The organism is Sporomusa aerivorans, from assembly GCF_041428895.1.
GTDB classification, from domain to species: Bacteria; Bacillota; Negativicutes; order Sporomusales; family Sporomusaceae; genus Sporomusa; species Sporomusa aerivorans.
On sequence record NZ_CP156926.1, the window covers coordinates 5,258,428 to 5,280,316 of the forward strand.

Below are 21,889 nucleotides of genomic sequence, written 5' to 3' on the forward strand. Positions count from 1 at the left end.
TACCTCCATGCACATTTACTGTTTGTCATTTGAGAACAAGCCGGGCGTCCACCACCGTGCACCCGTCCGGATAACAGAAAACGGGATTGAAATCCAGTTCTTTTATTTCCGGAAAAGCAGCCAGCAGGCGTCCCGTGTTAACAATCACTTCGCACAGGGCCGCCACATCACACGGCTTTTCGCCCCGCACGCCCTGCAATAATTTATAAACCTTGGTTTCTTTCACCTGTCGCAAGGCTTCATCCTTATTGAGCGGCGCCAGCCGGAAGGACACATCCTTAAAAACTTCCACATAAATGCCGCCCAGCCCGAACATGACAACCGGGCCAAACTGATCATTTTTTAAACCGCCCACCACTACCTCAACACCTTTGGGCATTTGCTTCTGAACAATCACGCCTTCCACCTCGGCTCCAGGCGCATTTTTGCTGACATTGTCCATAAGCTGTTCAAAGGCTTTATCAAGCTGATCCGCGTTCTGAATGCCGGTAATTACACCGCCCACATCCGATTTGTGGACAATATGCCGGGAAAATACTTTGATGACTACAGGGTAGCCCATAGCCTGCGCCACGCTGCTGCATTGCTCTTTGCCCTTTGCCAGTATCGTGGGCGGACAGGCAATATTGAAATTCCGGCAAATTTTCTGAGCTTCCAGCTCAGGAATAACGGCATCGCCGTCAGCAATGCTTTTTTTTATGATCTCCTGGCAGTCCATATTACACCTCCTATACTACCCTGCATTAGCTGTTTCGCTGCCGGTAGGCGCTGTATCTGACCATATTTACCATGACTCTGGCCGCATCGTCCGGGAATTCGAAGGTGGGCAGTCCATTCTCCTCCAGGATCGTCCGGCATTGGGCCACGGCATTACCTGCCAGCATTACGGACAGCAGCGGCTTCTGCTTGTCTGCCGGCACGGAATGATACCCCTCCAGGATTGCGGCCGCCAGTTCCTCATCCTTGATAAAACCGGGAGGAGTTGTCATAAAAATGATACCGTCAATTTCGTCCTCGTTCATTAATAATTTCAAAACATCGGCATGCATTTTGGGCGTTACCGAAGCCGTCATATCGATATAGCCGTCAGGACTGCCGATATTGGCGCTGGCTGCCAGGTGTCCGGCAATTTCCTCTTTAAGCTCGTCCTTAAGATGCGCCAGTGTAACCTCGCCGGTGGCAACCAGTTCATCCACACAAATGGTGCTGGGACCGCCTACGACGGTAAGAATGCATATCCGGTTGCCTTTAGGCAGCGGCATTTTATCAAACACACGCGAGGTATGGTAAAACTCAGCCACGCTTTGTGCTCTGATAATGCCGGCCTGCCGGAACGCCCCCTCATAAATGTCATTGTTGCCGGCAATGGAGGCGGTATGGCTCTGGGCCACATTTGTTCCCATAGAGGTTCTGCCCGCTTTTATGGCGACAATGGGTTTCTTTTTGGTAACCTCAGATGCAATTTCAAACATGCCACGGGCATCATTAATACCTTCCAGGTACATGGAGATAACCTTCGTATTCACATCATCAGCCATATAGGTCAAGAGTTCCCGGAAATCCACATCAGCCATATTGCCTAAGGAGACAAATTTATTCACTCCTACGAGCTTTTGATCTCTGGCCCATCTCAGAAATGAAGTGGCAAACGCGCCGCTTTGACTGAGGATGGTGACACCGCCCCGGGGGGTGTTAGGCGGCACACTGAAAGTAGTGTTAACCCCGCTCACGGTATCGGCCACGCCCTGGCAGTTGGGTCCGATAATCCGGGCTCCGCTCATTTTGATGGTAGTAATCAACTCATTTTGCAGTTCTTCGCCTGCAGCCGTTCCCATTTCCTTAAACCCGGCGGTAACGACAGCGACTGCCCCGGCGTCGCCTTTTTCTTCACGCCGCTTCTTTATCTCCCGGGCCACGCTGAGGCTGTTCTGCGGACCAACGGCCAGAACAACCAGGTCAACCGGCTGAGGTATGGCCAGCAAGCTTGGATAGCAGATAAGTCCGGCAATTTCAGTTTTTGTGGGATTGACCGGATACACCTGGCCGGTTGTACTCATTTGCCTGGCAAATTGCAGAATCTGGTTGTTGGGGCTGCCGGGCGTGGCTGAAGCGCCAACGATAGCTATCCCCCGGGGTTGAAAAAAATCATTAATCGGTGCTGTGACTGGTTCCACCATTTTCTCGCTCCCTCCCGCTTACGTCGAATTTGTTACTGTATATTCAGCTTCCTGAGCCAATCCTGTAAAATGTTCCAGGTCGCCACCGGGATAATCGCCCCCTGCTGCTTACGCTGTCTGACGGTGTTGGCTTCAATCTCGCCCGGCAGGAAGATCTGGTCAAAGCCCTTGGCCAGCTTGGAGCCCTTGAGTTCTCGCCTGCTTTGCTCCATGCCGGTAAAAAAGTCGGTAAGCGGCAGGAAGTCATCAATATTGACAATGATCGCAAAGTGGCCAATATGCTGCGCAGTTTCCAGATCACCGTACAGGGAGGTTATGTTTTGTCCGTGGTTGGAGCCGGTCATGATGCCGGCCATAATGTCGATGATCAGCGATAAGCCATAGCCTTTGGGGCCACCAACCGGCAATAGCAGACCCTCCAGCGCTTCTTTGGGATCGGTGGTCGGCTCGCCCGCTTTGTTGAGCGCAATACCGTCCGGCAATTGGGTGCCTTTCTGCGCAGCGACAAATACCTTGCCGCGGGCGCTGGCGCTTGTTGCCATATCCAAGATAACGGGACCTTCCGCGCCGGGAGTGGCAAAGGAAATGGGATTGGTGCCAATACAGGGCGTTACCCCTCCCCAGGGAGCCATCAGCGGTGTGCCGTTGGTCATGACAATGGCGGCCATGTTGGCTTTGGTGGCCATTTCGGCATAATATCCCAGCGCGCCGCAATGGTTCGTATTGCGTACACCCACGATGCAAACACCCGCAGTCCGGGCTTTGGCTATGCCCATTTCCACACCTTTACTGAGTGCCACCTGACCCAGGCCGTTTTGCGCGTCTAACAACAGCAGGCCCGCTTTTTCCCGGATTACCTTAAGCTCAGTAACAGGATTAACGCTGCCGGCCTGAATACGCTTAAGATAGATGTCCAGCCAGCGCACGCCGTGGGATTCCACCCCTTTCAGGTCAGCGTTGACCATGACATCGGCGGCTCTGAACGCCTGTTCCTCCGGCACACCGACCTTACTGAGCAACCTGGCTGCCACTTCTTTGAGATCTTCAGGGCTGATCCTTACACTTTCTTTGTCAACGGTAACAGTCATTGTCATTCACTCTCCTCGTCACTACGGTTTGATTCTTGCCCATACCTGTGGATTAACTATGTTAGCCGGCTTTCTGCCGCCAAACCGGTCAGCAACTGCCTGGGCGGCACCGATGGCCAGCCTTTCGACAGCTTCCTCAGTCGAGCCTGCTACATGCGGCGTCAATAAAACATTGGGAGCGCTAAACAGGGGATTGCCGGGACTGGGCGGCTCCTGCCGGAAAACATCCAGCGCGGCGCCGGCTATTGTTCCCTGTTTGAGGGCATTCGCCAGAGCCTGTTCGTCAATAAGCTCTCCCCTGCCGGCATTGATCAGATAAGCAGTCGGTTTCATGGTTCCCAGGACAGCCGCATTGATCATATTCTCGGTTTCGCTGGTTAACGGGGTATTCAGCGTAATAAAGTCAGCCTGCCGGAAAATCTCATTCACATTGCCGACCAGCGTTACTCCTGCCGGTGCCTCTGTCCGATACGGATCATACGCCAATATTTTCATTCGTAAGAGCCCGGCAGCCATGGCGGCCACCTGCAGGCCGATTTTTCCCAGGCCGATAATCCCCAGACACCGTCCCGGCAATTCATTGCCACCCAGCCTGAATTTTTTCACCAGACCGGGCAGGGAAGCGCCAGGTTGGTTTAGCTGTCCGGCTCTAAGCGCCGTATCGCCCGGCACCAGCCTTCTTGACAGCAGCATGACGGCGGTAATTACATACTCGGCCACCGAATACGCATTGGCGTCAGGCACATTGGCAACCAATATGTTCAGCTTGTCGGCAGCTTCCAGGTCAATGTTATTGACACCAATGCCGTGGCGGCCGACTATCTTCAGTTGCCTGCCCGCCGCCAGCACCTCGCCGGTCAGCGGGCTTGTCCGCACAATGATGCCGAATACATCGTCCTGTACTAGCCTAACCAGTGTCTCTGTCGCCACCGAAGGCGACACTACCACTTCAAGCCCTGCCTGCTGCAAAATTTTTATGCCTGCTTCATGGATGGGCTCAACCAGCAGAACTTTTGTCATATACTCCACCTCCCAATTACTGTCCTTACGATTTTTTAATTTCCAACTTCAGCTTTTTCTGTTTGCCTGGATTTACGGATCAAATGGTCAATGCACATTACTACTGCCGGCGTAACCAGCGCTATATAAATATTGTCAATACCCCATGGATTGTCCAGCAGCATCCAGGCAACAGTACCTATCACACTTAGCACCAAGGCAACCATGCCGCCTGTCTGGGTGGCCATATGCGGCTTATAAAACATAAACAGCACTAAGATGGTTATAGCTGTCCGCAAGGCCCGTGCGAAAAAGAAAGTTTTGATCATCCCCGGCACAAACAGGGCAAAGGGGATTGGCAAAAAGCCGATAACAATCGCCATGATCCGGGTAGCCCAGATGTTCTGCCTGTCGTTCGGTTTCATCAGGGGAACATAGAAGTCTTTCATGATCAAAGCGGTTGCCCCTAACTGGCAGGCCAGAATGGTTACAAAGGTGGCGGCAATCATGGCCGCTGCACAAATGCCGACAAGCCAGGGATTCATAAGATCAAAAAAAGCCGGCAGCGCCATAACGCTCTTGATATCGGGGAAAATCCCCCTGGCGAGAACGCCGATGTAAGCCGATATAAAACCGATCGGAAAGATCGCCAGCCCGGCGATAATCGTGGCTTTGCGCGCATCAGCCGGGCTTGGCAGCGAGCTAATGGACTGCAGTACATACTGCGTGGAAAAAATAGCGCCGACATTGGCAATTACCCAGGCGATCACTTGGGGAAGTCCAACCCCGTCGACTAAAGAAAAATGGGCTGCCGGAATCTTATCAAGCAGGATTGGCTTGTCCTGAATCATGACCCAGGCCGTTCCGGCAATAATAATTAATCCAAGATACTTGAAACTGGCATGAATAATGTTGGCTATGCCTACTCCTTTAATGCCCCCGAACGCCACATTCAGGGTGGCGCAGATGGCGATAATAAAAATCGCCTGCTCAATGGACACATGGAGCAATGCACTGAGAGCGGCTGCTCCGCCTGTGAATGCGGCCACGTTTACGGTGGTCAGGGCAATCGCCATTGTCACCGATACAAGCATTCTGACATTTGCGCCATAGTGCTTGGCCAGCGCACCGGAAATGGTATATTCACCAAGCGCATTCATTTTGGGCGCCAGGAAATAGGAGTACAACCAATAGCCGATAGCTAAGGTAGATGAATTCCAGGCAACCGCCAGGCCTTTTTCAAATCCGCCCTGAGCCGTGCCAACAGTGGCACCAGGGCCGATGAATTCCGACATAAGCAGTATCCCCACAACCCAGGCGCTCATTTGGTGCTTGGCCGTCATAAAACTGTCGGTGTCCTTTGTTGTCTTTACCGACCACATGCCGACCACTGTGGTAATGATGATGTAAGCTACCGTACAGCCGAAGACAATCCATGCCTTGTCCATTTGTTTACCACCATCCATCCGTTATTATCTTTTTCATTACACTTTAGGTATCATTAATAAGACCTAGTTTAACTCTCCTTAGCAGCCTATAATGCCGCCCCGACCTCCAATCTCACCCCCCTTTATCACTTACGACATTACCGAACATTGTTCATATTTTTCACAATATAGTCACCATTAGCTAGTCATGATAATTGCCGCCATAAATAGACATTTAATTCTCTTTATTGTCTTTTTTCAGTAAATTCGGCATTGTCTTTCTTCTGTTTCTGTTATATCATAGATAAACAAATAGATCTAATACTATAATGTTTATAATTTTTATAGTTTTAACCTATATGCTTATAGTGAAGAATAAGGAGGACTGCGCCATGGATTTCCGACAACTGCAATATATTTTACAAGTGGCGGAAGAAAGAAGTTTCTCGAAAGCTGCCCAGAAATTATATATTGCTCAGCCGTCATTAAGCCAGTTTATTCATAAACTGGAACAAAGGCTCGGCATTCAATTGTTTGACCGTTCGTCTTCTCCCTTACGCCTTACATTTGCCGGTGAACTGTATGTGGAAACAGCTAAGCGTATCTTAGATTTAAAAGACTTGCTCTCCCAGCAAATTGACGATATTGCCGAACTGAAGAAAGGCCGGCTTACCATCGGCATCTCCCCGTTTAGAAGCGCTTATATCTTACCCAGTATCCTACTGGCGTTTCAGCAAAAGTTTCCCGGTATTGAAATCATTCTGATCGAAGCAAATTTTACTGAACTCGAAAGCTACGCTAGCAATGGTACCACAGACTTATCCATTATGACCCTGCCAATACGGGAAGATTTGTTTGCGTATACGCCGCTCCTTTCCGAAGAGCTCGTGCTCGCACTGCCGCCGCATCACCCCGCGCAGGCAAGAGGACACAATGCGACCTGGGATCAAAATCCCCGGCCACGAATGGACCTGACCGAATTGCACAAAGACCCTTTTATTGTTTTAGGTCAAAGACTGCATCAGACCACTATTGAGCTTTGCCGTCAGGCCGGATTTGAGCCGAGAATTATCCTCGAAACTAAAAGCGCCGAGGCCGCCCATGCTTTTGTCGCTGCCGGCGTGGGGGTGGCCTTTATTCCCGACACCTTTGTGTTATTTAGCAATATGTCGGAACGGCCGCTTTATTTTTCGGTGAATGATCCGTTACCTACCCGCAAGCTGGTTGCCGCTTACCGCGCCGGCAAATATTTGCCGCGGGCAGCTCAGGAGTTTATTGCCATAGCGCAGGAAACACTGAGATTAAAGAAAACACAGGTTTGAATCTTACGTACCAAACACAGTCTTGCAATTACACGAAAAGGCTAACCCGCCAGCTATCACTAGTGGGTTAGCCTTTATGCTGCCCGGTCGTCACGCTAAAAAAGGCAATATTTAAGAAGGGCCGGCACAGTATGAATTTGCATGCCTGTTGCCGCCGATTGTCAACAGCCGCTTTCCCCGAAAACCTCACCGGCAATCATTACTGCCAGCGCTGGATAAAATTATGTTCAATCCCCAAACGATCCAAAATCCGGCCGGCATGCTGGTCAACGAGGTCGTCAATACTGGCAGGTTTGTTATAAAAGGCCGGCATTGGCGGCATCATTACCACGCCTAGCCGGGAAAGTCTCAGCATGTTTTCCAGATGAATCGAACTAAGGGGAGTTTCACGGGTAACAAGGATCAGCTTGCGCCCCTCTTTTACGGTGACATCAGCAGCCCGCAGAATAAGATTGGTACTGAACCCGCAGCTAACAGCCGCAAGGGTTTTCATACTGCAAGGCGCAATAACCATACCTGCTGTTTTAAAGGAACCGCTGGCAATCGCCGCACCAAGCTCATTATTATTATACACATGAGTCACAAGCGTTTGTAATTCCGCAAAGGAATAGGCTGTTTCCAGCCGCAGGGTTTCCATGGCCCATTGGCTGACAACCAGGTGTGATTCAATAGTTAGCCGCTTAAGAAACTCTAGCAGGCGAACTCCGTATATGGCGCCGGTTGCGCCTGTAATGGCCACAATGATTCCCATAGTGCCCCCTATTTAATATAGTCTTCCAGCTTGAGAACCTCTTCTCCCGGGATGCGTATCCGTTCAAAGCGGTCTTGGGGCGCCGCAAGGGGAACTGTCGCATCAATTCCCATTTTATCGCCAATCCCCTCATCGGTCGAAGGGTCAAGAATATTGCCTGCGGCCTGCGCAACGATCATTACGTCGCGCCCGGCCTGTGAACGGGTGGCTATAGCCCATTCTACGTCCTCCATGTCAAAAATATCGACATCTTTATCTACGACAACAGCATGCTTGATTTCATGACTGCTGCTAAAAGCGGCGAACATGGCATTTTTAGCTTCGCCTTCCTGTTTCTTGTCTATTTTAATGACTGCATGGTAACGGCAAGTCCCGCCTGGCGTTAAGTGCACGCCAAGCGTCGTTGGGACGGTATTGCGAATAAGCTGCAGCATCCCGCCTTCCCGGGGGATGGCTCCCAATAAGCAATGCTCCATAGTTGCCGGCACGATGGTATGAAAAATCGGAGCTTGCCGGGTAGTCATCGCCGTCAGCTCAATAACAGGCTTTAAAGAGGCAGGACCATAATATTTGGGATATTCGCCAAAAGGTCCTTCCATTTCCCGTACTCCGGGTAGCAGGCGTCCTTCCAGGACAATTTCAGCCTGGGCAGGCACTTCCAAATCCACCGTTTCACATTGTACCAGTTCTAGCGGTTTTCCGTATAAACGCGAAGCAATGGTAAACTCATCAAAACCCAGCGGCGCCAAAGCCTGTGAGGCTAACAGGAGAATAGGATCAACACCGATGGCCAGGGCAATTTCAAGGGGTTTCCCCTGGGCTTCGGCTTTTTGATAAAAGTGGGCCAGATGGCGGGGCAAAATTAAAACACCGAGACGGTTAGGTCCGGTAACCTGCAGCCGGTGAATGGCAACATTGCGCGCGCCGGTCTCCGGGTCTTTGGCGATCAGGAGCGCCGCTGTAATGTACGCACCGCTGTCTTTTTCATGATGCACAGGTATCGGCAGCTTGGCAAGGTCCACATCAAAGGTAATGCATTCTTTCACCGGCGCCTTGTCTTTACCGACAAGAGTGCAGTCCAGAGGGTTGGTTTGCGCCCAGGAAAAATGCTCTGCCGCTTTTTCAACTTCAACCCCCATTGCTTTAGCCATCAAAGCCCGATTCCCGGCAAAGCCGGTGACAACAGGCATGTCCCTGCCAGTGTTGGTGAATTTTAATGCATATTTGCCATCCGCCTTTTTACCGAGGGCAGCCAGCTCGTGTTGTAGGTTAACTTTTTTTGTCACCGTTTTCAAATAGGTCTCTTGCTCCAGAAAGGCCAGCCAGTCCCGTAGTGACGTACAAACCATATTGATCGCTCCTTTTTTAAATTACTAAGCGCAAGGGCAACGTCAGGAATACAGTGTTCGTTTTTCAGTATATTCAGCATTTTTAATCTTTTAATCAAGTTATATCATAAAGGAGCGCATAGATCTAATACTATAATGTTTATAAATTATATAGGTTTATCCTATGTGGTTATTTTGCGTCAAAGCAAATATAGCGGTATACCTATAGATTATATAGGTTAAAAGTATATCTACCGGCCTTGCATAATTGTAAGAAAAATAATAAGATTATAAAAAATGACATTGGTTTACAAAAAAATATACATATTGGCAAACTTATCGAAAGATAAGGACGCAAAGCTATGGGTCTAAAGATATAATCTATTGACTGCCAAGTTGCATTTAACTGTGAATTTGTGACATCAGTCTGTCTATAGATTGATGTCATTTTTCTGCATAATCTTGCGAAATAAGATTATGTACGCACTATAAGCTTAAGTATACGGGAGGTAAATATCTTGAAAGTTAATTTATCTAGTATTCGCGTCCGTCTGCTGATCATTATCCTTACGCTCATGGTAGTATCGCTAAGTCTCTTAACCGGACTGAGCTATTACTTCGCCAAACAATCACTTTCCAAAAGTATCGATGAGACGGCGGCGGCAATCGGCACTGATTACTCCCAGCGCGTTCAGGCTTCCATCCATGAACTGGTCATATATCTTCAGGACTTAGCCAATAATCCCTATGTCCGGAGCGGCAACGACCGGCAGCAAATCGTCACCGCCATGGCGGAAGCGTTAAAACGCAACGAAAGGTTTCAGGGCTTCAACTTTGTTTTTTCTGACGGCAATTCTATACGTGCCGCCGGCGACACTGTATACCTGGGCGACCGCGATTATTTCAAAAAAGTAGTCCAGACACAAAAACCTGTCATATCGGACCCCATGATTTTAAAAGCCACAGGCTTGCTGTCGGTTACTGTTTCGGTACCAGTACTGGATAACGGTAAACTAAACGGCGTGTTGGTAGGCACCGTTCCACTCACCAAATTGAACGCCGTTGTCAAAGACCTTAGCTTTCTGGACAGCGGCTATGGTATGATTGCCGACGATTTAGGCATGATCCTCGCGCATGGCGCTAAACCGGAGTTTGTCGGAAAATTAAACATGCTGGATAAAAAAATCAACCCTGAGCTTAATCTGGGCAGCGGCGAACTGGATGAGCGCTTGATTACACTGTTTAAGGCTGCCGGTGAGACCGGAACGCAGGTACGGGGAACCTATACGCTTACCAATACATCTCTGCTGAGTGTTTTTACACCGATCGATCTTCCCGGCGGTCAGCGCTGGCTTATGATCGTAACCGCGCCAGAAACCGAAGCGACCCGCGCCGTGGCAACACTGAGCACAATTTTGATTATGGCAGCCGTCATCTGCATACTGCTCGGAGCTTTACTTGTGGTATATATCAGTATCCGGTTTACCCGGCCAATCGTCCAAATCCGGGATGAAGCACTCCTGCTGGCCGAGGGCGACCTAAGACACCGTGCAAACCGGATTCACTCCAAAGACGAGATTGGGCAGCTGTCGGCGGCTTTCGGGCAAATGGCCGGCAAACTGCGCAATCTGGTCGAAAAAGTACAATCCAAGGCGGAAACGGTGGCAGCTTCCAGTGAAGAACTAACCGCCAGCGCGCAGCAATCGGCCAACGCCGCCAACCAAGTGGCTGATTCCATCACCCATATCGCCGCAGGTTCAGATCAACAAGCAACTGCAGTAACCAACATGTCTTCCGTTGTAGACCAAATGTCAGCAAGCATCGAGCAAATTGCAACAACCGGCAGACAGATCACGCGTATCGCCGGTGATACAGCCGAGTCCGCGGAACTAGGACGAAAGGCGATTAACAAAGTCAGCGATCAAATGAAAATTATCGGGACAGAATCTGAAGAAATCCAAAAAACCATTGGCAATCTTGCACAAGGCTCGCGCGAAATCGGCGAAATTGTTACCCTGATTTCCGCAATAGCCGGACAAACCAATCTGTTGGCGCTCAACGCCGCCATAGAGGCTGCCAGAGCCGGAGAAGCAGGCCGCGGCTTTGCAGTTGTCGCCGAAGAAGTCCGCAAGCTGGCGGAAGAATCCAACCAGGCGGCACAAAAAATTGCCAGCCTTATCCAAAAGAATGAAACTGACATGACTCAGGCCATCGCTGTTACGCAAAATAATACCAATGGAGTACAAACAGGTATTGAAGTAGTTGTAACAGCCGGAAACACCTTTAAGACAATTGCCGATGCTGTCGAACAACTTTCTTCACAAATCCAGAATATAACCGAATTTATCGACCAGCTTGCGGCCGGCAGCCACGCTATGGTTTCCGCTGTCCGGCAGGTGGATAGCATCAGCAGGGAAAACGCCGCCGAGGCGCAGACCGTTTCAGCAGCGACAGAAGAGCAATCAGCATCTATGCAGGAGATTGCCTCTTCCAGCCAGGCTTTGGCACAAATAGCTTCTGAACTTCAGTCATCAGTGGCAACCTTCAAAGTTTAATTCACTGCCGCCTGAATAACGTGGCACGAATATGTACGTTGCCGGACGCGACCCAATCAAAAATAGGTAACCTCTAGCTAAAAGCCGAAATACAAATGGCCGGAGCCCATGACGGGCTCCGGCCATTTCTTCACGTGTCTCATAATAAAGTAAACTTAGCTTCAGATGGGGCTTTAACCCCATCTGAAGCTAAGTTGCCCTTATCCTGGAACTTATCCGCTCTTACTCCCACTTACAGAAGGGGGAGTCTTAGAGCGGTTAGCCACAGGATAAAATAGGATCTGTAGTAGATTCCATTTTCGGTTTAAATCACAGTACTTTTTGCCACCTTATATACTGTCCTGATACTATCCAGATTCATTCTGTCAAAAAGACCGCTGCTAGTCCCGAAGATCAGTCCGCCGCCGCTGCCGCCGTCCCGGATAATCTGTTCAACATGGCTGGCAAGTTCAGCTGAACTGCGTGTACTTAGCAATTCAGCCGGATCCAGGTTTCCCCACAGGCATAATTTGTGTCCATATCGGCTTTTTATGTCGCCGATATCCATGCCGGCCAGTTTTTCAATACACTGCAGACCGTCGAAACCGGCAGCCACAATATCATCCAGCACTGCCGTCAGATTGCCGTCCGAATGAAAGAAAATCGGCAAGCCCAACTTTTTGGCATACTCAACCTGGCGGGCATATGACGGAAACAACAAGGAGCGCAGCAAAGCCGGACGGGCTATAACCCCTTGATTAAAGGCAATGTCATCTGCCAGCAATATCCCGTTAACCCCACCGCCGGCCAGTCGTTCCATGGCAGCTAAGTTAAGCTTCTCAACAGCCGCGACGATAGCCGCCATTTCACTGTTGCCGCGCACCAGATTGCGCATCATGTCCTCAAAGCTTAAGAGTTTGCCGCTCCAGCCAACAGGCCCGTCCAGGACGGCGAAAGTGAATAAATCACTCTCAATCCATCCGGGCAAATCGTTAAATACCAGTTCCCCTTGCACCAAACTTTCCTGGGGCGATAAAGGAGCGCAAGGATGCAGGCAGATGGCATCCAGCCCCATGGTTTGGACAAATTCCAGGCGATGGTCAAACTCGATAACCGGTTGGCCGCACAAGGCCCGGATAATTTCGTCGGTTATAACCAGTTCCGCACAGGGAATCTGATCTGCAGGCAAGCGGTTTATTGCCGCCCTGATTCTCGTTCGCTGGTCCATATTGCCCTCCTCTATTACCGCAAGCACGGGAACTTTAACGCTTTGGCAAATTCTCTTTTAAACGCAGGCAGTACAGCCAGATCCAAATGCTCAATCTTGCCGGCGAGACTTTCGGCTCGCCGGCGTTCGCTGTCTGAAACCAGCGTCATACAAGCGCCGACACCGGCCGCATTGCCGACCTGGGTGAATCGTTCCAGCGGCAAATCAGGCAGCATACCGATGGCAATGGCGCTTTCCAAGCGCAGAAAAGACCCAAAAGCCCCGGCAATAACGACCTTGTCGACTGCCGAAAGCTCTACTCCCAGTGTGCTTAGCAATATACTGACGCCGCTGGCGATAGCTGCTTTTGCCAGTTGAATTTCACCAATATCTTTCTGAGTAAGGACAATATCCCGCTCACAGCCGCTCGCCGGCCTTTCAACAACCACAAATTCAGGCGCCTGGCCTTCTTCTGTCCGAACGCGGCAATGGGCAGGATTGAGCCTGCCGTTAGGCGCAATAACACCCGCCTGATGGAGTTCGGCAATCAGGTCGATAAGACCGGATCCACATAAACCAATGGGCGGGTAATTGCCAATTGTCCGCCAAAGCACCTCCTGCCCCTGCTGTCTGAAGTTTACCTCACTGATGGCGCCATTAACGGCCCGCATTCCCTGACTGATGTGCGCCCCTTCAAAGGCCGGTCCGGAAGCGCAGGAACAGGAGGAAACCATCCTGCCGTTAACGGCTAAAACAATTTCGGTATTTGTGCCAATATCAATGCCCAGCACAATCCCGTCTGCCTCAGCAATACCGCTGGCCTGAATCATAGCCACATGATCGCCGCCGACAAAACCGCCTACCGGCGGCATCATATAAACCTGAGCCTGACTGCCCAAATTAAGACCAAGTCTTTCGGCCATAGTCTCAACAGGCAGAACAGCTGCCGGAACATAAGGCGAAAATGCGAGTTGTCTGACAGGCAAACCCAGTAATAAATGATGCATAGCCGTGTTGGCGACAATCACCGCCCGGCTAATCCGGGCAACTTCCACTCCCTGCCTGTTGGCCAGTATTGCCGCCAGCTCATTGATACCGCCGGCAGCGGCAGCGGCCATCTGGCCGACTTGTTTCTTATCGCCGATGGCATAAGCAAGCCGGCTCATGAGATCTTCCCCAAAGGCGATCTGCGGATTTAACAGGCCTTCGGAATCCAGCATTTCTCCGGTATCCAGACGCATAAGAAAAGCCGCAATTTTGGTTGTTCCCAGATCTACGGCCAGTCCAAGCGGTTCACAAGCTGCCTGCGGTGTACCCACATCCACAATTCGATTCTGAAAAACAGTGACGGCCATTGACTCATCAGCTACGATCGGGTCAATGCGCCGTAGCACATCCAGGTCAACTTTGATACCTGTCAGCCCGTGCTGCTCCTCGAGACCTTTTATAAGCTGCCCCCACAAAGAATAGGGATACCGGATGCTTGCCGGACGCAAACCGGAAATACTATACCGCTTACTGGGACAGTCCGGAATAAAAGCCGGCCGGTTGCCGTCCACCTGCAGTTGCTGCCGGCCAATCACAGACGATGCCGGAATCTCAATTTTGCAGAAACCGGCCAGCTTAGCCTGACAGGCCAGGCGATACCCCGCCGCCAGGCGTTCGCCGGTGATCCTTTGCTCTTCCAGGACTGTCGGCGGCGATAATTCCCCCTGTACCAGCCGCACCAGACACCGGCCACATAGTCCCTGGCCACCGCACGGGGCATTTATGCCATCTTCAAATAAATCCAGTCCCTGCGCCGCTTCCAGAATGGTCTGGCCGGCGAAGGCCTGCACCCGTTTGCCGGCAGGCTGAAACTCGAGAATTATCTGGCTGTTTCTTTGCTCCAATTCAGACATATCTCCACTCCCCGCCGCGCATCGTCAACCCAGGCGTCCGCACCGGTATATTCCCGTACTTTTTCGTTGACTAGGCCGCCGATGAGAATTTTTACCCTGGAGTTGCGTTCAATAAGGCGCACCAATTGAATCGTCCGTTTTAACGCCTCAAAACCGGGTGAAAGCAGTGTACACAAACATAATATAGAGGCGCCTGATTCCGTAAGCGCCAGCATGAATTTATCAGGCGGCACATCCACGCCCAGGTCATAGACCTCAAAACCATAGCAGCGTAGTAAGGAGCCTACCAGATTTTTACCAATATCGTGAATATCGCCTTCAATTGTGCCAAAAACAATCTTACCAATGACCGGTTTCTTTTCCGCTGTCTCTACCACCGGCCCAATCAACTCCATAATCTGCGAAAAAATCTCTGAGGATAGGATTAAATCACCTAAGAAATATTCGCCGCGGGAATACCGTTCCCCTACGGCGACTAAACCGGCGCGGCATTCCTCGACAATATCCAAAGGTGAAATGTCAGAATCCAGAGTTTTTTTGACCAGGTCGAGCGCGAGCGGTTCATCAAGCTCACTAATGGCATTGGCCAGAAGTTCTAACAAGCTTATCGTTCCCCCTTCAGCGGTTGGATATCTGAGACTAAGGAATATCTGTCATGACGATAATAAAAAACCCCAATACCAACCGGTTTGTTGTCACCGGTGTAGAGAACCTGCTGCAGTTTTAGCACAGGCGTACCTGCCGCTATTTGCAAGAATCTTGCGTCAAAATCGGCCGCACTCTCGGCCGTTAGGGTTGCCTGACTTCTCACCGGCAAAAAGTCGGTATGAATGGCAATAATCTCGGAAAAGGCCTTATATTGAAACTCGTTTTCCAAAATTGGCCGGCCTTTCTTGTAGCGCATATATTTATGCTCCACAGCAACTGGCTCCTCGTCGGCCAATAACAGCCGGCAGTAATACAAAATACCATCATCGGTTGTCATACCCAAATTCAGCGCAAATTCAGGAAGCTCCTTACGAAACCGGACATGAATCAGCCGCTGGCCTGTTTGTTTGCCCTCCTGGGCCATATGCACATTAAATTCTTCCATAACAAACAGGGCCCGATCCAGCGACGGCCGGGAAACAAAAGTACCGCGCCCCTGCTGCGCACTGATTAATCCCCGCTCAGCCAACAGGCTCAGGCATTTACGGACAGTCGTCCGGCTCAGTTCATATTCGCGGCCAAGATCATTCTCTGACGGCAGCGGCTCTCCCGGTTTAAGCTCCCCGCCCAATATCTTTTTCTCTAATATTGTGGCTAATTGATAGAAGGGCGGTGTAAAAGAATTTTTGTTGATCCTATCCATATAGTACTGCAATCCACCTTACGATAAGCTTCATTGATATTTATCTCAATTCTACGCCACAGAATTTTTCCCTTCTCAACAATATCCTTATACCGCAATTTAAGTAAATTTCTTCCTTATATTCCTGCCTTCTACGCTGACTGGCGCATGACGGGCAAAAACCATACACAAAGCCGGCCATATTGAGCATAGGCAATGTAACCTGCGAGCCGACGTCAGTAATGTCAGCACAAAGCTGGCAAGCCTAAGAGCCAGTACTGCCTAGCGTTATTGACTGTAGTCTTCTTTTTGGACGTGGCCAACCATTGCTGGCCCTCCTTAGACCGGAAGGGTTGATCCAAATGGTTCAGATCAGCCCCTTCCATAAACACCTTTGAACAAATGCAAAGCTATAAAGCAGACTTAATTTCAGGTGGGGTTTTAGCCCCATCTGAAGGTTAGTCGACGGATAAAATTAGATTGTTAGTTTGCCCTGGCGGTAAGCACGAGTGTATTGGATGCAGCGTTTATCTTTATTGAGCAGGGTGTTGGCGGCATATACCAGCGCCATAGCTACCGGATCGGTAGGATCAATAATCGGCGCATCCATGCCATGCTCCATAGCCAGTACCATAAATGCCCGGTTTAAATGTTTTCTTTCCGGCAAGCCGTGCGATACATTGCTTAAGCCGCAAGTAATATGAATACCAGGGAATTTATTCGCAATCAGCGCCATAAGTTTAAAGCAGTCTGTCGCCGCCGCCGTATCAGTGGCGATTGCCCTGAGCAGCGGATCAAAGTAAATATCATCTACGGCAATTCCCTCATTGAGAAGATCCTGTACCAGCTTAACCCCGACTTCAGCCGATGTTTCAAAAACCGCCGGAATCCCCCGGTCATCCATGCATAAGGCAACAACCGCCGCATTGTACTGCTTTACCAGCGGCAATACCTGCTTGAATCGTTCAGTTTCGCCGCTGATAGAGTTAATCAGGGGTTTTCCCTTGTATACTGCCAGACCACGCGCCAGCGCGGCCGGATTTGGGCTGTCAATGCACAGTGGCAAGTCAACAGCGGCCTGAATGGTCTGGACAAGCCATTCCAGGGCTTCCGGCTCCACAGCGGCATCCAGCGTGCCGCAGTTCGCATCAAGGATAGTGGCTCCACCCGCCTGTTGTTTGCGCGCTTCCTCCTGAATGTATGCGGCATCCCGCTCGATAACAGCTTTCGCAATTGACTTTTTGGTGGAATTTATTTTTTCACCGATAATAATCAAGCGCGTAACCTCCCTTTATAATTGCAATCAGCCGGCTTTGCCGCATGATTGCCTGTTAAAATACTTACTGGTAAATCTTTTTGCAGATATTGACGGCAGCCAGGGCATCGGGTGCATAAAAATCAGCGCCGGCATATTCCCGTACCTGGTCGTTGCAGGGAGCGCCGCCAATGATAACCTGTACAGAATTTCTTATCCCGGCTGCCTGCAGTGACTCGACAACCGTTTTCATTTCCGGATAAGTAAAGTTCAAGAGTGCGCATAAACCCAGCGCCTTGGCGCCAGTTTCCGCGACTTTCTTGGCAAATTCTTCGGTAGCCACGTCAACGCCCATATCGATTACTTCGAAGCCTGAGCCGCGCAGCAGGCTGATGACAATGTTTTTACCGATATCGTGGATATCGCCTTTTACGGTCCCGACAATTACTTTGCCGGCGGATTCGGCGGCGCTGGTTCCCTGCAGCAGCGGCTCAAGTTTGGTCATCACACCGGTAAGAATTTCTCCTGAATAAATAAGCTCACTCAAGAAATACTGGTTTTGAGAAAACAAATCACCGACAGCCACCATACCGGCATTGCATTCGCCGATAATCGCCAGGGCTGACTGACCGCTTTTAGCCGCCTCATCCACTAATTCATTTACTCTCTCCTCATCAAGATCACGCAACGCTTCTGCTATTTGTCCCATGATGTACCCCTCCGTTGTTGTATTTTTACATCTATTCTTTTTACATTGACCAGGTCCAGAGCCAGTTAAAGGCCATAGCCTCCAGGTTATCCCACGGCTTTTGAATCAGGGCCTCGTTACCCATTACGCCGCCGATTTCCTTGCTTCTGACTTCCCAGGGAGTAACGCGATACTGTTTGGCAAGGGCATCAATAGCCGCCCTGGGTTCAGGTGCAGCTTTCGGTACAGGTTTAATATTCTTATCATACCAACCGTATTTCATAATGGCGTCAATCATAGCCCGGAAGTTTTCCGGCTTGGTGTCATACGGAATATTGCAGCCGCCGTTAATAATAAAGCCGCCGCCTTTGCCAACTGTTTCGCATAAATGCTGAACCCGTTCAGTTACTTCCGCGGTGCTTCCCAGGATAAAGGTGGAATCAGGAATGCCGCCGGAAATAGCCTGTTGCTGACCAAAATCGGCTTTGGCTTTAAAGATATCGCCCTGGGTATCAATATCACACAATACTTTTCCTTTGGGCAGCTCATTAAAGTGGTGCCAATGCTGGCTCCAGTCACCCTCCAGGTAAGCCCGTACCGTGTAGCCGGCATCAATTAATCTTTCCAATACCCGCTTAAAGGATGGCCAGTAAAAGGTATCAAACTGTTTAGGTGACATAAAGCAGGCTTTATGAGTCGGAACAAAGATGGGATAACGTCTCAGCGGATCGGCTGTCGAGAGCGCAAACCGCACCATAATGTCGACAAGCACATCGCAGGCTTCCAACACCAGCTTAGGCCGGCGGTAGGTATCCATTAATGCGGCCTTCAAGCCGCGCAGCACATCGCCCAGCACGTCAAAGGGAGCGACAAACGCACCGGTGGTTGGCTGCGGCATACCGCACACAGTCTGCAATTGGATGGAACGGTTGCGCATAATATCAGCCATCATTTGCGAAGCCATGCCAGCTTTCAGGAAGGCCATATGCGAACGATTGGCATCCTGCCCGCCATATTCACCAAGCACCCTTGGTAAAAACTTCTCCAACATAAATGCACCGGGATTCTTGATTAAAAATTCGTACTCATCGGCCTGCATATATTCTTCCTCAACAAACTGGAATTGCTGGGTAGCAGGCAAATCACGGCCAGGCAGCTTGTACGTCTTGCAGCCTACAGCATCATAGAGCGGCGCCCAGACCCGGTTATCCCTCAGCGCATCCACTTCCGGAAAATCTTTGATAAAGGCCATCTCGGCCTGCAGCCACTTAGCAGGATCATAGATAATATCCTGGTTGGTAGCGCCGGAGTATACTTCAGCAAGATAGCAAGAACCCGAGGCAATAGGAATTCTGTCAGTTGGTTCTAATGCAATAGTTGCCTGGTACCGGCCCAGTCTTTCGTCATACAACTTTTGAATTTCTGTTGACATTTGGTTTCCCTCTTTTCTTTTATTTTATAGCAGGGCAATTGACATTGAATAGTTGCGTACTTGTCTACACAAGTTGTATTCTATATCTATCCATAAAATCCTTCAGACTTATCTAATTATTTTTAATCTTTTTTTGATTCCGTCAATCAAAGACAAAAAAATAACCTGAACCGGCATCTTTACCAAGGTTCAGGCTCTACTCTTAAATATAGATTTCGTCCCAATCAAGAATCTCACAGCGATAGCCTCCCAGAATTGAATATCGTGTTAAAATTAGTTTTCGAAGTTTGCCGCAATTAGTGTCATCCTGCATTTTTTCCAGTATTAGCTTGATACTTATCGTCTTATTATTCATTCTGTCTGCTCCTCTCCTATAAGAGTAATCGAAGAAAACTTTTACTAATTTACTACACTTGCCACATAAGTATAGTACAATAAGATATAGGCGCTCCCGCTTTTAAGAAAATAAATCAGCTTGCTTAGTTTACCGCAGTTGAGGCTATCCATAATACTGTTATGATATTCAGGCCGCAGCAAGGTCTCAGCCTCCGCCAGCGCCACCATATGCTTTTTCCCAAAGAAGCCATCGGTGTATTGTTCTTCTGTTTTTGTATCAAAAAAGGTATTGGTATCATTTATGATTCCTGGATTACCTTGTCTTTCCATCTTCTTTTCCTCCTTATTGTATTGCCGGTTGGCAAACCTGTCGTTTGACTATATTATAGCCTTAATATATATAAATTAAAAATATTGATTTTCTATTTTAACATATATAAAAACTATACAAGGAGATATTCATGGATTTACGACAATTAGAATACTTTCAAATGGCCAGCCGTTTAAAAAGCATTTCCAAAGCGGCAGAACAGCTAAACGTGGCACAGCCCTCTGTCTCCATCGCCATTCAAAAGCTAGAGGAGGAACTTGGTGTGCAGCTGTTTGACCGCAGTCAACGGCAAATTATCCTCACCTCCGAAGGCCTGGTTTTTTTTCAGCGAGTAAATGAAATTCTTACCCGTATCTACGATTCGGTTACAGAAATGAGAGATTTACGCCTGCTGCAAAAGGGCTCTATCAAGATTGGCATTCCCCCCATGATTGGAGCTTTTCTCTTTCCCTACATTTTTGCCCAGTTCCGTCAGCAGTACCCACTGCTGGAACTGAGCGCCATCGAGGGCGGTTCCTTATCGGTACAAAAACTTATCGAACAAGGAAAAATTGATATCGGCATTATTACGAAATCAACCACTTCCCCCTCACTGGAGCTTCTCCCCATCACTTCAGGACAAATTCGGGTATGCCTGCACCCCGCCCACCCACTTGTCAAGTTACCAAGCATCCCTTTCAGCGCACTTAGCACAGAGCCCTTTATTCTTTTAAAAGAAGATACCTCTATCAGGAAAATTATCATGACAGAATGTGAAAAACTCCAGTTTAGCCCCAATATTGTTTTTTCCTCAAGTCAAATTGAAACGATTATTGGTTTGATCGAACAGCGGGTAGGGGTTGCCTTCCTGTTTGATGCTATCACCAAGCGTCATCCAACCATACAAAGCCGTCCTTTGGCCGAGCCCATCTATTTTGAAATTGTTCTGGCCTGGAATCGAAACCGCTATCTGTCTAATGCAGCCAAAGCCTTTATTAACTTTATCACCAAAACCGAGCTCCAATCCAAAGACTAATAAACATACCACAAGAAATTATGCGTCATTTCTGAATTTTGACAGTAAAATTTTCATAATATATTGACGTGATTTAATCCCGGTGATATAATAATTGCTTTAGTTGATATTTATATAATAATGTGGTATACTGTACAGTATCGGAACTAGGGGGTGACTTCATGTTTCAAATTGGTGATAAGATTTTCTACCCTATGCATGGTGGAGGTATTATTGAGAAGATCGAAGAAAAAGAAGTCTTCGGGCAAACGCAACTATACTATGTTGTAAATATACCTCACAGGAACATGCAGGTAATGCTCCCCTTTGACAAGACGGAGAAGCTCGGAATGCGTCCAGTCGTAGACCCCGACAAACTCGATGCAGTGCTTAGTTCTTTTCACGACGGCGAAACAGATACAGCAATGAACGATACTCAAAGACAACGCTTGAATTTAAGCAAAATAAAGAGCGGCAACATCCATGAGGAAATTGAGGTCATACGGGATCTGCTCAGGATCAAAACCAAGCGGAAACTGGGCATGGCAGATAAAAACATGCTTGATAACGCCCGGCAGATTTTAATTAGTGAGGTTGTGCTTGTAAAAGGTATTCCTCACGATCAGGCCTCTAACTTACTGGACAAAATGTTCAGCGCCGAATAAAGCAAACACGGCTTGCACCGAGTCTTTGACGAAGGTGACGGCCGATGTGCCCTTATCCAGGCGGAAGCTATACTTTCTATCAGGATAAAGAAACAGGACCGAAAATGGGCAATTGCCGTTTCGG

20 protein-coding genes and 1 riboswitch are annotated in these 21,889 nt (G+C 49.2%); of the genes, 4 read left to right on the forward strand and 16 right to left on the reverse strand.

Features of this window, described 5'->3' with window-relative positions; genetic code table 11:
* Nucleotides 1-25 precede the first annotated feature (25 nt).
* Genes SATMO3_RS25185 through SATMO3_RS25205 form a run of 5 tightly spaced genes read right to left on the reverse strand, consistent with a single transcriptional unit; the run spans nucleotide 26 to nucleotide 5,712 of the window.
* The gene (locus SATMO3_RS25185; RefSeq protein WP_371372857.1) at nucleotides 26-718 is read right to left on the reverse strand and encodes an acetate--CoA ligase family protein; all 693 of its coding nucleotides are present in this window, start codon (nucleotides 716-718) and stop codon (nucleotides 26-28) included.
* A 25-nt stretch (nucleotides 719-743) separates the two neighbouring features.
* Nucleotides 744-2,177, reverse strand: a complete 1,434-nt coding sequence (locus SATMO3_RS25190) for an acetate--CoA ligase family protein (protein WP_371372858.1) — start codon at nucleotides 2,175-2,177, stop codon at nucleotides 744-746.
* Nucleotides 2,178-2,209: 32 nt separating this feature from the next.
* Nucleotides 2,210-3,265 carry an Ldh family oxidoreductase gene (locus SATMO3_RS25195; protein WP_371372860.1) on the reverse strand — a complete coding sequence of 352 codons (1,056 nt, stop codon included), beginning with the start codon at nucleotides 3,263-3,265 and terminating at the stop codon, nucleotides 2,210-2,212.
* A gap of 21 nt (nucleotides 3,266-3,286) precedes the next feature.
* On the reverse strand, nucleotides 3,287-4,285 hold the full coding sequence (locus tag SATMO3_RS25200; protein ID WP_371372862.1) for a hydroxyacid dehydrogenase: 999 nt from the start codon (nucleotides 4,283-4,285) through the stop codon (nucleotides 3,287-3,289).
* A 35-nt stretch (nucleotides 4,286-4,320) separates the two neighbouring features.
* Nucleotides 4,321-5,712: a sodium:solute symporter family protein gene (locus SATMO3_RS25205; RefSeq protein ID WP_371372864.1), complete on the reverse strand. Its 1,392-nt coding sequence runs from the start codon at nucleotides 5,710-5,712 to the stop codon at nucleotides 4,321-4,323.
* Between the two features lie 371 nt (nucleotides 5,713-6,083).
* Here SATMO3_RS25205 and SATMO3_RS25210 point away from each other — a divergent pair, with 371 nt between their 5' ends.
* Nucleotides 6,084-7,013 carry a LysR family transcriptional regulator gene (locus tag SATMO3_RS25210; RefSeq protein ID WP_371372866.1) on the forward strand — a complete coding sequence of 310 codons (930 nt, stop codon included), beginning with the start codon at nucleotides 6,084-6,086 and terminating at the stop codon, nucleotides 7,011-7,013.
* Nucleotides 7,014-7,212: 199 nt separating this feature from the next.
* Here SATMO3_RS25210 and SATMO3_RS25215 read toward each other — a convergent pair whose 3' ends face one another.
* Together SATMO3_RS25215 and SATMO3_RS25220 are read right to left on the reverse strand one after the other, a co-directional pair.
* Nucleotides 7,213-7,764 carry a UbiX family flavin prenyltransferase gene (locus tag SATMO3_RS25215; protein ID WP_371372868.1) on the reverse strand — a complete coding sequence of 184 codons (552 nt, stop codon included), beginning with the start codon at nucleotides 7,762-7,764 and terminating at the stop codon, nucleotides 7,213-7,215.
* A gap of 8 nt (nucleotides 7,765-7,772) precedes the next feature.
* Nucleotides 7,773-9,113 (reverse strand): UbiD family decarboxylase, encoded by a 1,341-nt coding sequence (locus SATMO3_RS25220; RefSeq protein WP_371372870.1) that lies wholly within the window; start codon nucleotides 9,111-9,113, stop codon nucleotides 7,773-7,775.
* Between the two features lie 298 nt (nucleotides 9,114-9,411).
* Nucleotides 9,412-9,496: riboswitch (cyclic di-GMP riboswitch) on the forward strand.
* Nucleotides 9,497-9,610: 114 nt separating this feature from the next.
* On the opposite strand from SATMO3_RS25220, the gene SATMO3_RS25225 reads away from it, so the two are divergent.
* Nucleotides 9,611-11,647, forward strand: a complete 2,037-nt coding sequence (locus tag SATMO3_RS25225) for a methyl-accepting chemotaxis protein (RefSeq protein WP_371372872.1) — start codon at nucleotides 9,611-9,613, stop codon at nucleotides 11,645-11,647.
* A 304-nt stretch (nucleotides 11,648-11,951) separates the two neighbouring features.
* Here the strand turns inward: SATMO3_RS25225 and SATMO3_RS25230 are convergent, their stop codons facing one another.
* From SATMO3_RS25230 to SATMO3_RS25270, 9 genes are all read right to left on the reverse strand, one after another.
* Nucleotides 11,952-12,854 (reverse strand): uroporphyrinogen decarboxylase family protein, encoded by a 903-nt coding sequence (locus SATMO3_RS25230; RefSeq protein ID WP_371372874.1) that lies wholly within the window; start codon nucleotides 12,852-12,854, stop codon nucleotides 11,952-11,954.
* A 14-nt stretch (nucleotides 12,855-12,868) separates the two neighbouring features.
* Nucleotides 12,869-14,734 (reverse strand): ASKHA domain-containing protein, encoded by a 1,866-nt coding sequence (locus SATMO3_RS25235; RefSeq protein WP_371372876.1) that lies wholly within the window; start codon nucleotides 14,732-14,734, stop codon nucleotides 12,869-12,871.
* On the reverse strand, nucleotides 14,701-15,336 hold the full coding sequence (locus SATMO3_RS25240; RefSeq protein WP_371372878.1) for a B12-binding domain-containing protein: 636 nt from the start codon (nucleotides 15,334-15,336) through the stop codon (nucleotides 14,701-14,703). The genes SATMO3_RS25235 and SATMO3_RS25240 overlap by 34 nt, the downstream gene beginning before the upstream one ends.
* A 2-nt stretch (nucleotides 15,337-15,338) precedes the next feature.
* Nucleotides 15,339-16,085, reverse strand: coding sequence for a GntR family transcriptional regulator (locus tag SATMO3_RS25245; RefSeq protein WP_371372880.1), 747 nt, complete (start codon nucleotides 16,083-16,085; stop codon nucleotides 15,339-15,341).
* A 454-nt stretch (nucleotides 16,086-16,539) separates the two neighbouring features.
* Nucleotides 16,540-17,340, reverse strand: a complete 801-nt coding sequence (locus SATMO3_RS25250) for a dihydropteroate synthase (RefSeq protein WP_371372882.1) — start codon at nucleotides 17,338-17,340, stop codon at nucleotides 16,540-16,542.
* Nucleotides 17,341-17,404: 64 nt separating this feature from the next.
* Nucleotides 17,405-18,028 carry a B12-binding domain-containing protein gene (locus tag SATMO3_RS25255; RefSeq protein WP_371372884.1) on the reverse strand — a complete coding sequence of 208 codons (624 nt, stop codon included), beginning with the start codon at nucleotides 18,026-18,028 and terminating at the stop codon, nucleotides 17,405-17,407.
* Nucleotides 18,029-18,068: 40 nt separating this feature from the next.
* The gene (locus SATMO3_RS25260) at nucleotides 18,069-19,439 is read right to left on the reverse strand and encodes a uroporphyrinogen decarboxylase family protein (protein ID WP_371372886.1); all 1,371 of its coding nucleotides are present in this window, start codon (nucleotides 19,437-19,439) and stop codon (nucleotides 18,069-18,071) included.
* Between the two features lie 202 nt (nucleotides 19,440-19,641).
* The gene (locus tag SATMO3_RS25265) at nucleotides 19,642-19,794 is read right to left on the reverse strand and encodes a hypothetical protein (RefSeq protein ID WP_371372888.1); all 153 of its coding nucleotides are present in this window, start codon (nucleotides 19,792-19,794) and stop codon (nucleotides 19,642-19,644) included.
* Between the two features lie 44 nt (nucleotides 19,795-19,838).
* Nucleotides 19,839-20,105, reverse strand: a complete 267-nt coding sequence (locus tag SATMO3_RS25270) for a hypothetical protein (RefSeq protein ID WP_371372890.1) — start codon at nucleotides 20,103-20,105, stop codon at nucleotides 19,839-19,841.
* Nucleotides 20,106-20,236: 131 nt separating this feature from the next.
* Between SATMO3_RS25270 and SATMO3_RS25275 the strand changes: the two genes are divergently transcribed.
* Nucleotides 20,237-21,121, forward strand: a complete 885-nt coding sequence (locus tag SATMO3_RS25275; RefSeq protein WP_371372892.1) for a LysR family transcriptional regulator — start codon at nucleotides 20,237-20,239, stop codon at nucleotides 21,119-21,121.
* 161 nt (nucleotides 21,122-21,282) lie between these two features.
* The gene (locus SATMO3_RS25280; protein WP_371372894.1) at nucleotides 21,283-21,765 is read left to right on the forward strand and encodes a CarD family transcriptional regulator; all 483 of its coding nucleotides are present in this window, start codon (nucleotides 21,283-21,285) and stop codon (nucleotides 21,763-21,765) included.
* The last annotated feature ends 124 nt before the right edge of the window (nucleotides 21,766-21,889 follow it).

What these genes read in the sequence shown, in the direction of transcription:
- SATMO3_RS25185 (WP_371372857.1), bottom strand. Translation starts at nt 718, where the DNA reads ATGGACTGCCAGGAGATCATAAAAAAAAGCATTGCTGACGGCGATGCC.
- SATMO3_RS25190 (WP_371372858.1), bottom strand. Translation starts at nt 2,177, where the DNA reads ATGGTGGAACCAGTCACAGCACCGATTAATGATTTTTTTCAACCCCGG.
- SATMO3_RS25195 (WP_371372860.1), bottom strand. Translation starts at nt 3,265, where the DNA reads ATGACTGTTACCGTTGACAAAGAAAGTGTAAGGATCAGCCCTGAAGAT.
- SATMO3_RS25200 (WP_371372862.1), bottom strand. Translation starts at nt 4,285, where the DNA reads ATGACAAAAGTTCTGCTGGTTGAGCCCATCCATGAAGCAGGCATAAAA.
- SATMO3_RS25205 (WP_371372864.1), bottom strand. Translation starts at nt 5,712, where the DNA reads ATGGACAAGGCATGGATTGTCTTCGGCTGTACGGTAGCTTACATCATC.
- SATMO3_RS25210 (WP_371372866.1), top strand. Translation starts at nt 6,084, where the DNA reads ATGGATTTCCGACAACTGCAATATATTTTACAAGTGGCGGAAGAAAGA.
- SATMO3_RS25215 (WP_371372868.1), bottom strand. Translation starts at nt 7,764, where the DNA reads ATGGGAATCATTGTGGCCATTACAGGCGCAACCGGCGCCATATACGGA.
- SATMO3_RS25220 (WP_371372870.1), bottom strand. Translation starts at nt 9,113, where the DNA reads ATGGTTTGTACGTCACTACGGGACTGGCTGGCCTTTCTGGAGCAAGAG.
- SATMO3_RS25230 (WP_371372874.1), bottom strand. Translation starts at nt 12,854, where the DNA reads ATGGACCAGCGAACGAGAATCAGGGCGGCAATAAACCGCTTGCCTGCA.
- SATMO3_RS25235 (WP_371372876.1), bottom strand. Translation starts at nt 14,734, where the DNA reads ATGTCTGAATTGGAGCAAAGAAACAGCCAGATAATTCTCGAGTTTCAG.
- SATMO3_RS25245 (WP_371372880.1), bottom strand. Translation starts at nt 16,085, where the DNA reads ATGGATAGGATCAACAAAAATTCTTTTACACCGCCCTTCTATCAATTA.
- SATMO3_RS25255 (WP_371372884.1), bottom strand. Translation starts at nt 18,028, where the DNA reads ATGGGACAAATAGCAGAAGCGTTGCGTGATCTTGATGAGGAGAGAGTA.
- SATMO3_RS25260 (WP_371372886.1), bottom strand. Translation starts at nt 19,439, where the DNA reads ATGTCAACAGAAATTCAAAAGTTGTATGACGAAAGACTGGGCCGGTAC.
- SATMO3_RS25265 (WP_371372888.1), bottom strand. Translation starts at nt 19,794, where the DNA reads ATGAATAATAAGACGATAAGTATCAAGCTAATACTGGAAAAAATGCAG.
- SATMO3_RS25270 (WP_371372890.1), bottom strand. Translation starts at nt 20,105, where the DNA reads ATGGAAAGACAAGGTAATCCAGGAATCATAAATGATACCAATACCTTT.
- SATMO3_RS25275 (WP_371372892.1), top strand. Translation starts at nt 20,237, where the DNA reads ATGGATTTACGACAATTAGAATACTTTCAAATGGCCAGCCGTTTAAAA.
- SATMO3_RS25280 (WP_371372894.1), top strand. Translation starts at nt 21,283, where the DNA reads ATGTTTCAAATTGGTGATAAGATTTTCTACCCTATGCATGGTGGAGGT.